Source organism: Parablautia sp. Marseille-Q6255 (genome assembly GCF_951230155.1).
Lineage (GTDB): Bacteria > Bacillota > Clostridia > Lachnospirales > Lachnospiraceae > Choladousia.
Genome location: NZ_CATNVD010000031.1, coordinates 1 through 8874, shown reverse-complemented (window position 1 = coordinate 8874; position 8874 = coordinate 1). Strand labels below are relative to the sequence as shown.

6 protein-coding genes are annotated in these 8874 nt (G+C 50.9%); all 6 read left to right on the top strand.

Features of this window, described 5'->3' with window-relative positions; translation table 11 throughout:
* Positions 1 to 590 (top strand): LPXTG cell wall anchor domain-containing protein (locus QOX44_RS17735; RefSeq protein WP_283685121.1); only part of this gene is annotated, 590 nt, incomplete at its 5' end.
* 134 nt (positions 591 to 724) lie between these two features.
* Positions 725 to 1198 (top strand): hypothetical protein, encoded by a 474-nt coding sequence (locus QOX44_RS17730; RefSeq protein WP_283685120.1) that lies wholly within the window; start codon positions 725 to 727, stop codon positions 1196 to 1198.
* 179 nt (positions 1199 to 1377) lie between these two features.
* Entirely contained in the window at positions 1378 to 4860 is a 3483-nt protein-coding gene (locus tag QOX44_RS17725) for a DNA polymerase III subunit alpha (protein WP_283685118.1), read from the top strand.
* 60 nt (positions 4861 to 4920) lie between these two features.
* Complete coding sequence (gene pfkA, locus QOX44_RS17720; protein WP_283685116.1) at positions 4921 to 5895, top strand: 6-phosphofructokinase; 975 nt, start codon at positions 4921 to 4923, stop codon at positions 5893 to 5895.
* Positions 5892 to 6662, top strand: coding sequence for a TrmH family RNA methyltransferase (locus QOX44_RS17715; protein WP_283685114.1), 771 nt, complete (start codon positions 5892 to 5894; stop codon positions 6660 to 6662). The genes pfkA and QOX44_RS17715 overlap by 4 nt, the downstream gene beginning before the upstream one ends.
* Positions 6663 to 6760: 98 nt before the next feature.
* Positions 6761 to 8656 carry a DUF975 family protein gene (locus QOX44_RS17710; protein WP_283685112.1) on the top strand — a complete coding sequence of 632 codons (1896 nt, stop codon included), beginning with the start codon at positions 6761 to 6763 and terminating at the stop codon, positions 8654 to 8656.
* The last annotated feature ends 218 nt before the right edge of the window (positions 8657 to 8874 follow it).

The following is an 8874-nucleotide window of genomic DNA, read 5'->3' as shown; positions in this document are numbered from 1 at the left end:
TGAGCAACTTCCACGGCAAAGTAGAGGAAGGTCAGAAGTTCGCAGGCTGGACACTGGATGGCGAGACAGTATACGCACCGGGCTCAGAGTTCACATTTACAAAGGATCTTGCAGCAGACCTGGGAACAAATGAGGACGGCGTACATGGCTATCTGTTCAGCTTTAAGGCAAGCTTTGTAGATGCTGAGGCACCGGAGACAGAGGCACCACAGACAGAAGCACCACAGACAGAGGCACCGCAGACAGAAGCACCACAGACAGAGGCACCACAGACAGAGGCACCGCAGACAGAGGCGCCGCAGACAGAGGCACCGCAGACAGAAGCACCGCAGACAGAGGCACCGCAGACAGAAGCACCGCAGACCGAGGAAGAGACAGAAACTGAGACAGACGAAGAGGTAAAACCGGCTCCGGGTGATGATGGCAAGGACGAGAATGGTAAGGGTGATGATTCTGCAAAGAAAGCAGATCAGACAGAGGCTGTTAAGACTGGCGATAATACCATGATCATGCCGTATGTGATTTCTCTGCTTGCAGCAGCAGCTGTGTTTGCAGTAATTCTTCTTAAGAGAAGAAAGTCTGTACGCTAAGGAAAAATGGAAAAGAGGGGGGAACTTCTCTTTTCCGCCTTCTGTTCCTACCCTGACAGATCAGACTGGATCTGTATAAACTGATCCTGCTTTACAGACAAACCGCCAGAAGTGTTAAATAATTGAGGAATATTATGGAAAATCAAAGCAGCAGATATAAAGACAATAATGAAAGAATACGAAAAGCCCGGTATGAGAAAAGGCGAAGAAAGAGACGCAGGCAGATCTTACTGGCAGGCACTATATGCACTGTGATCATTGTATTTTTAGGATATCTTGTTTTTGTGAAGCTGTTTTCTGATGAGAGGCAGAAGATACAGACCCCTCCCAAAGCTGGAAGCGAAGCGGTGCAGGAGACGCAGAATAAAGCATCGACACAGGAAAGCGAGACGGTGGCTTCACAGATTGATCAGACTGCGTTGGAAGAGATCATTACTTGGGCAGAGGAAAAGGCAGAAGGAGCGGATGCAGAAAAAAATGCGGATGAACTCGAACTGCTGAACCAGAGAATACAGGAAGCAAAGGATCTGATCTTAGAGCATGCATCAGAGGACAGGCTGGGGGTTGCATATCTGAATTTAATATTGGCAATAAATGCAATAGCGTGAAATAAATACGGAAAAGGCAGATTACTGTGCTTGAGGCATAGAATCTGCTTTTCTTTTTGTAACAGAGGCTTCGCCTTATTTATTGCGTGACAGTCTTTACCATGTGGGATTTTTCTGATAAAATGAGAAAACACAGTAGAAGAATACAACGGAAGAGTTTAGAAAGGCAGGAGGCGGCTGTGAATTTTACACATCTGCATGTCCACACAGAGTACAGTCTGTTAGATGGATCAAATAAGATAAAAGAATATGTGGCAAGAGTAAAAGAGCTGGGAATGGACAGTGCGGCGATCACAGATCATGGAGTGATGTATGGTGTGATCGATTTTTACCGGGAGGCGCGTGCGGCAGGCATCAATCCGATCCTTGGCTGTGAGGTGTATGTGGCGCCGGGCTCCCGGTTTGACCGTGAAATCGGGAATGATGAGGACAGATATTATCACCTGGTCCTTCTGGCAGAAAACAATCAGGGATATGCGAACCTGATGAAGATTGTTTCCAAGGGATTTGTCGAGGGCTTTTATTACCGGCCAAGAGTCGATATGGAGGTACTGGAGCAGTATCATGAAGGCATCATCGCACTGAGCGCCTGTCTTGCAGGAGAGGTGCAGCGGTACCTGATGCGCGGGATGTATGATGAGGCGAAAGAGGCGGCGCTCAAATACAGGGATGTCTTTGGCGCTGACAATTATTTTCTTGAGCTTCAGGACCATGGGATCGCGGAGCAGAAGTTTGTCAACCAGCAGCTGCTGCGCATGAGCAATGAGCTGGGAATCGAGCTTGTTGTAACGAATGATGTCCATTATACGTATGAGGAGGATGCGGTGCCGCATGATATCCTGCTGTGTATCCAGACAGGAAAGAAGCTGGCGGATGAGAACCGTATGCGCTATGAAGGGGGCCAGTATTATGTGAAGTCCCCGGAGCAGATGGCGGAGCTTTTTCCATATGCGCCGCAGGCGCTTGAGAATACGCACAGGATCGCGCAAAGGTGCCATGTGGAAATTGAATTTGGTGTGACGAAGCTGCCAAAGTTTGATGTACCGGCGCCGTACACCTCCTGGGAATATCTGAATAAGCTCTGCTATGAAGGACTTGACCGCCTTTATGGGGAGCGGGCGGAGGAATTAAAGGAGCGGCTGTCGTATGAGCTGTCTGTGATCAGGAAGATGGGGTATGTTGATTACTTTCTTATCGTGTGGGACTTTATCCGTTTTGCGCGGGAGCATGATATTATGGTTGGCCCGGGGCGGGGATCGGCAGCGGGCAGCATTGTCTCATATACGCTTGGCATCACACAGCTTGATCCGATTCGCTACAATCTGCTCTTTGAGCGTTTCCTGAACCCGGAGCGTGTATCCATGCCGGATATTGATATTGACTTCTGCTTTGAGCGCAGGCAGGAGGTGATTGATTACGTTGTGCGCAAATACGGTAAGGACCGGGTTGTGCAGATCGTTACCTTTGGTACGATGGCTGCGCGCGGCGTCATCCGGGATGTGGGACGTGTGATGGATCTGCCGTATGCGCTGTGCGATACGATCGCGAAGATGGTGCCGCAGGGACCGCAGGCGCTCAATATGACGATCGACCGCGCGCTTGAGATGAGTCAGGAGCTGCGCACGATGTACGAAAATGATGCGCAGGTGCGTGAACTGATCGACATGTCAAAGCGTCTTGAGGGACTCCCGCGCCATACGTCCATGCATGCAGCGGGCGTCGTGATCAGCCAGAAGGATGTCGATGAGTACGTGCCGCTTTCCAGAGCTTCCGATGGTACGATCACTACTCAGTTTACGATGACAACGCTTGAGGAGCTCGGGCTTTTGAAAATGGATTTCCTGGGGCTTCGCACGCTCACGGTGATCCAGAACGCAGTACGGCTGGCACAAAGGAGCACAGGGAAGGCTATTAATATAGAAGAAATCGACTATGATGACAAGGCGGTGTTTGCGTCGATCAGTACCGGAAAGACCGAGGGGATCTTCCAGCTTGAAAGTGCCGGGATGAAGAGCTTTATGAAGGAGCTAAAGCCGCAAAGCCTGGAGGATGTGATCGCCGGCATCTCGCTGTACCGTCCGGGACCAATGGACTTTATTCCCCAGTATATTCGCGGCAAGGATCATCCGGATGAGATTACGTATGACTGTCCGCAGCTTGAGCCGATCCTCGAGCCGACGTACGGCTGCATTGTGTATCAGGAGCAGGTAATGCAGATTGTCCGGGATCTGGGCGGTTATACGCTCGGACGCAGTGACCTCGTGCGGAGGGCGATGTCCAAGAAAAAGACGGCAGTTATGGCAAAGGAGCGGCAGAATTTTGTTTACGGCAATCCAGAGGAGGGCGTGCCGGGCTGTGCTGCAAATGGGATTGATGAAAAGACTGCAAATAAGATTTTTGATGATATGACGGATTTTGCGAAGTACGCGTTCAACAAATCACACGCGGCGGCTTACGCGGTCGTGGCGTACCAGACAGCATATCTGAAATATTATTATCCGGTCGAGTTTATGGCGGCTTTGATGACTTCTGTGATCGACAATCCGGGAAAGGTGGCGGAGTATATCCTGACATGCCGCCAGATGGGTATCAGGATACTGCCGCCCGATATTAATGCAGGAGAGAGCAGCTTTTCTGTAGATGGCGGGAATATCCGCTATGGACTGTCTGCGATCAAGAGCATCGGGAAGCCGGTGATCGACGCGATCGTATCGGAACGGGAGCAGGGCGGGCCGTACAAGAGCATTGTGGACTTTGTGGAGCGTGTGCCGGGCCGGGAAGTCAATAAGCGTACGATGGAGAGCTTCATCAAATCAGGCGCGCTGGATGGGCTTGGAGGAACGAGAAAGCAGCTGATGTATGTCTATGCCGGAGTCATGGAGCAGGTCTCTCTTGAGAAAAAGAGCGCGGTTGCAGGACAGATGACGCTGTTTGATCTGATGGGAGAGGAAGAAAAGAAGGAATACGAGGTACAGCTGCCGGACGTCGGCGAATTTGACAAGGAGCAGATCCTTGCTTTTGAGAAAGAGGTACTCGGTATTTATATCAGCGGGCATCCGCTCGAAAAATACGAGGAGCTGTGGAAGCGGGGGATCACGAATGTAACCTCGGATTTTGCGCTGGATGAAGAGACGGGAGTCTCAAAAGTGACAGACAACAGTATGGCGGTGATCGGCGGGATGATCACCGGAAAGACGATCAAGTATACGAGGACGAACAAGACCATGGCGTTTCTGACGGTCGAGGATCTCGTCGGTACTGTGGAGGTTGTGGTATTCCCGCGCGATTATGAAGCAAACAGCGCATTTCTGACAGAGGACCGGAAGGTATTTGTGCGCGGCCGCGTAAGCTGCGAGGACGACCGCCCAAGCAAGCTGATCTGCGAGAAAATATGGGCATTTGAGGATGTACCGCGTGAGCTCTGGATCCAGTTTTTGGATAAACGGGAGTATCAGGAAAAGGAGCAGGCGCTCTTTGATATCCTGCGCCATTCGGAGGGAAAAGACTATGTGGCAGTTTTTGTGCGCAGCGAGCGCGCAGTGCGCAGGCTGGGAGACAACTGGACGGTAAACGCGGATGAGGCGATGCTGGAGCAGCTGTCTGCGGTCTTTGGCAAAGAGAATATAAAAGTTGTGCAAAAAAAAGCAGTAACGAAAGAATGATACGGGCTGTCTTTACAAATATGAGAAAATGAATTAAAATTAGCTGACAGGAGGTGCGATATGGCGAAGAAGATAGAGACAATCGGTGTATTGACAAGTGGTGGAGATGCTCCAGGCATGAATGCTGCGATCCGCGCAGTAGTGCGCAAGGGGCTGTCGCATGGGCTGAAGGTAAAAGGGATCCAGCAGGGCTACAAGGGCCTTCTGAATGAGGAAATCATAGATTTTGACGCACGCAGTGTGTCAGATACGATCTCAAAGGGCGGTACGATCCTGTATACGGCGCGCTGTTCTGAATTCCGGACGCCGCAGGGGCAGGATCTCGGGGCGCAGATCTGCCGCAAACATGGGATTGACGGGCTTGTCGTAGTCGGAGGCGACGGTTCCTTTGCGGGTGCGCAGCAGCTTGCCGCCAGAGGGATCAATACAATAGGGATCCCGGGAACGATCGACCTGGATATTGCATGTACCGATTATACCATAGGGTTTGATACCGCGGTGAATACAGCGATGGATGCGATCGACAAGGTGCGTGATACGTCCACCTCGCATGAGCGCTGCAGTATTATTGAGGTAATGGGACGAAATGCAGGCTATATCGCATTGTGGTGCGGTATTGCAAACGGTGCGGAGGATATTCTGCTGCCGGAACGCTATGATTATGACGAGCAGGTGCTCATTAATAATATCATCCAGAACAGAAAACGCGGAAAGAAGCATCATATCATCATTAATGCAGAAGGGATCGGACATTCTACGAGTATGGCGCGCAGGATCGAGGCGGCGACAGGCGTTGAGACGAGAGCGACGATCCTTGGCCACATGCAGCGCGGGGGCAGCCCGACCTGCCGGGATCGTGTCTATGGCTCTGTTATGGGCGCGTACGCGGCAGATCTGCTTGCTGAGGGGCAGTCAAACCGTGTAGTGGCATTCCGTGATGGAAAATACGTAGATCTGGACATTGACGAAGCGCTTGCCATGCAGAAGGATCTGCCGGAGTATGTGGTGCGCGTGGCGAAGGCGATGAGCCTATGATCACAAGTACATCAAATGCGCAGGTAAAACAGCTTCAGCTTCTTCAGAAAAAAAGCAGGGAGCGTGCGGCGCAGGACTGCTTTGTCGTTGAGGGGATCAAGATGTATCAGGAGGTTCCACAGGAACGTCTGATCCATACCTTTGTTTCAGAAAGCTTTTACCATAAAAACAGCGTTTTATTTGCAGACAGAAAGGACCTGACGCTGCTTTCAGACCGTGTGTTTGAGTCGGTGTCTGATACAAAAACGCCGCAGGGCGTCCTGTGTCTGGTGCGTCAGTATCATTATACACTGGCAGACCTTTCCGGCAGGCAGCCGTTTATCATGGCTTTGGAAAATATACAGGACCCCGGGAATCTCGGCACCATTTTAAGGACTGCGGAGGGAGCGGGCGTTACCGGCATTTTATTAAGTCCGGGATGTGTGGATCTGTACAATCCCAAGGTGATCCGTTCGACTATGGGATCGGTGTACCGGATGCCATTTTTCTATTCGCAGGATTTTCATGCAGATCTGCAGAGCCTGAAAAAACAGGGCATAAGCATTTATGCGGCTCATCTAAAAGGGATGCAGGCGTATGACAGGCAGGATTACAGGACTCCGTGTGCGTTTCTGATCGGGAATGAGAGCAGGGGCTTACGTGATGAGACTGCTGCGTTTGCGGATACGTACGTGAGGATCCCGATGTGCGGGCAGGTAGAATCCTTAAATGCCGCGGTGGCTTCTTCTATATTGATGTATGAGGTGAACCGGCAGCGCAGGCAGTAGACAGGGCAAAGAAAAAATATAAGAGAAAAGACTGGAAGCGGACAGAATCTGTGAAAGGGTTCTGTCCGAAATTATTATAGTACAGTGGGGAGAAGAGGATGGAGAGAGGATGGAGAAAGAAAATGAAAAGGCAGGCGCGGTCTGTGCTGAGGCGTCATTACGCCATGTTTGTGGTGGTCTGTCTGGCAGCAGGATTTCTGGGGACAGAGTTTAGCGGTCTTTTGACTGTCTGGCGCACGGCGCTGCCGGGAGAAGGGACAAAACCTCCGCAGGAGGCGCAGTCAGGCTGGGCGATAGAAGTGCAGATCCCGGGCAGCCAGATGATCACGCGGGCAGTGTTTGATACCTTATATGAAAATGATCTGGAGACGGCGTCGGACGGGGACCGTCCGGGAAACGATGAGGCACAGAAAACGGCAGGGACAGACCGGATACAGACGGAGGCGGGAGCGCAGGAGGCAGAGGCACAGAAGGAGAACCGGATATTGGGGAGGAAACGCGGTGTATTTGCCGCAATCGTCAATTCTGTCACCTCTGGTACGCTGCTTGTCGCGGCAGCCTCGGCGCTCAATTCTTTTTTTGGCTCCGCGGATCTTACTCTTGCATGGATGATCCTGTGCGCCATGGTCCTTTATTTTTTGCTGTGGGTATTTGTGACGAATATGTACATTGTTATTTCAAGAAGAATATTTCTTGAGGGGCGATGCTATCAGAAGATCCCGATGGAGCGTTTTTTATTTCTTCTGAAGATCCGGCGGTGGAAAAAGGTGTCGGTGACAATGCTGATCGTCAGCGTGATCCGTCTGCTGTGGGATCTCACTATCGTTGGAGGCGTGATCAAACGATATTCGTATTATCTGGTGCCCTTTATTGTGGCAGAGAATCCGAATATCAGCGCCCGGGAAGCAATGGCGCTTTCCGGAAGGATGATGAATGGCCACAAATGGGAGTGTTTTTTGTTTGAGCTTTCTTTTATCGGCTGGGATCTTTTAAGCGCTGCGACGCTGAGACTGAGCGGAGTGTTTTTTTCTTATCCGTATCAGGTGGCGGCATTTGGCGAGTATTACGCAGGGCTGCGGGAAGCTGCGATAGAGAAAAAGCTGCAGGGGAGTGAGAAGTTAAGCGACCGCTATCTGTTTGAACGGGCGACGCAGGAGATTCTGGATATTGCGTATGGAGACGTTATTGATCTGATGGAGGAAGAACTGCAGCTGCCGGGGCGTACGGGGCTATTGGGGAAGCTGACCTCGATCTTTGGGATTGTATTTGTGCGTACGAAGGAAGAGGAGACATATGAGGAGTGGCAGGATGAGCATATGAAGATTCTTCTTCTCAAAGATGCGGCAAAGGGGCAGTGCTATCCGGCACGGCTTTCTATGATGCCGGAGGAGGAGAAACGTATGTGGGTAGATAAAATGCGGTATCTGCGCTCTTATTATGTATGGAATCTGGTGCTGATGTTCTTCGTCTTTGCATTCGGCGGCTGGGTATGGGAGGTCATGCTCCATCTGATCACAGATGGAACTCTCGTAAACCGAGGTGTCTTGCATGGGCCATGGCTGCCGATCTACGGGGCGGGGAGCGTGCTGATCCTCATCCTGCTCAACCGCCTGCGGGAAAAGCCTCTTGCGGAGTTTGCAGCAGCGATCGTTTTGTGCGGGGCAGTGGAATATATGACGGGATATGTCCTGGAAATGACGCACAATGGGCAGAAATGGTGGGATTACAGCGGGTATTTTCTGAATCTGCATGGCCGTATCTGCGCAGAGGGGCTGCTGGTGTTTGGGATCGGCGGCGTTGCGATCGTGTACATACTGGCTCCGCTGCTTGACAATCTGTTCCGCCGGATCCCGGCGAAGATACTGGTACCTCTGTGTATCACGCTGCTGCTTCTCTTTGGAGCTGATCAGATTTACTCTTCCAGACATCCTAATACAGGGAAAGGAATTACCCGCTGTGCGGCAGAAGAAATGCAGATGGTCCGAAAAGTGTGAAAAGGAACTGCTGCAAGATGCGCACGGATGCAAAAGGGGATCCTGAGCTGGAAATTTTTAGATAAGGGTTGACAAAGAAGAGTAAACATATTACAATCCCATCTTTGACAGTTAGAAAAAGAAAAAATCGCTGTATCCCTCATGTTTACTGGGGTATAGCGATTTTTTCCGTTGTTACGGACTTTAGTATTTTATTCTTTCCCTTTACTTTTTTTCTG

Excerpts from the sequence above, each read along its gene's own strand:
- pfkA (WP_283685116.1), top strand. The coding sequence starts at position 4,921 with ATGGCGAAGAAGATAGAGACAATCGGTGTATTGACAAGTGGTGGAGAT.
- QOX44_RS17715 (WP_283685114.1), top strand. The coding sequence starts at position 5,892 with ATGATCACAAGTACATCAAATGCGCAGGTAAAACAGCTTCAGCTTCTT.
- QOX44_RS17730 (WP_283685120.1), top strand. The coding sequence starts at position 725 with ATGGAAAATCAAAGCAGCAGATATAAAGACAATAATGAAAGAATACGA.
- QOX44_RS17710 (WP_283685112.1), top strand. The coding sequence starts at position 6,761 with ATGGAGAGAGGATGGAGAAAGAAAATGAAAAGGCAGGCGCGGTCTGTG.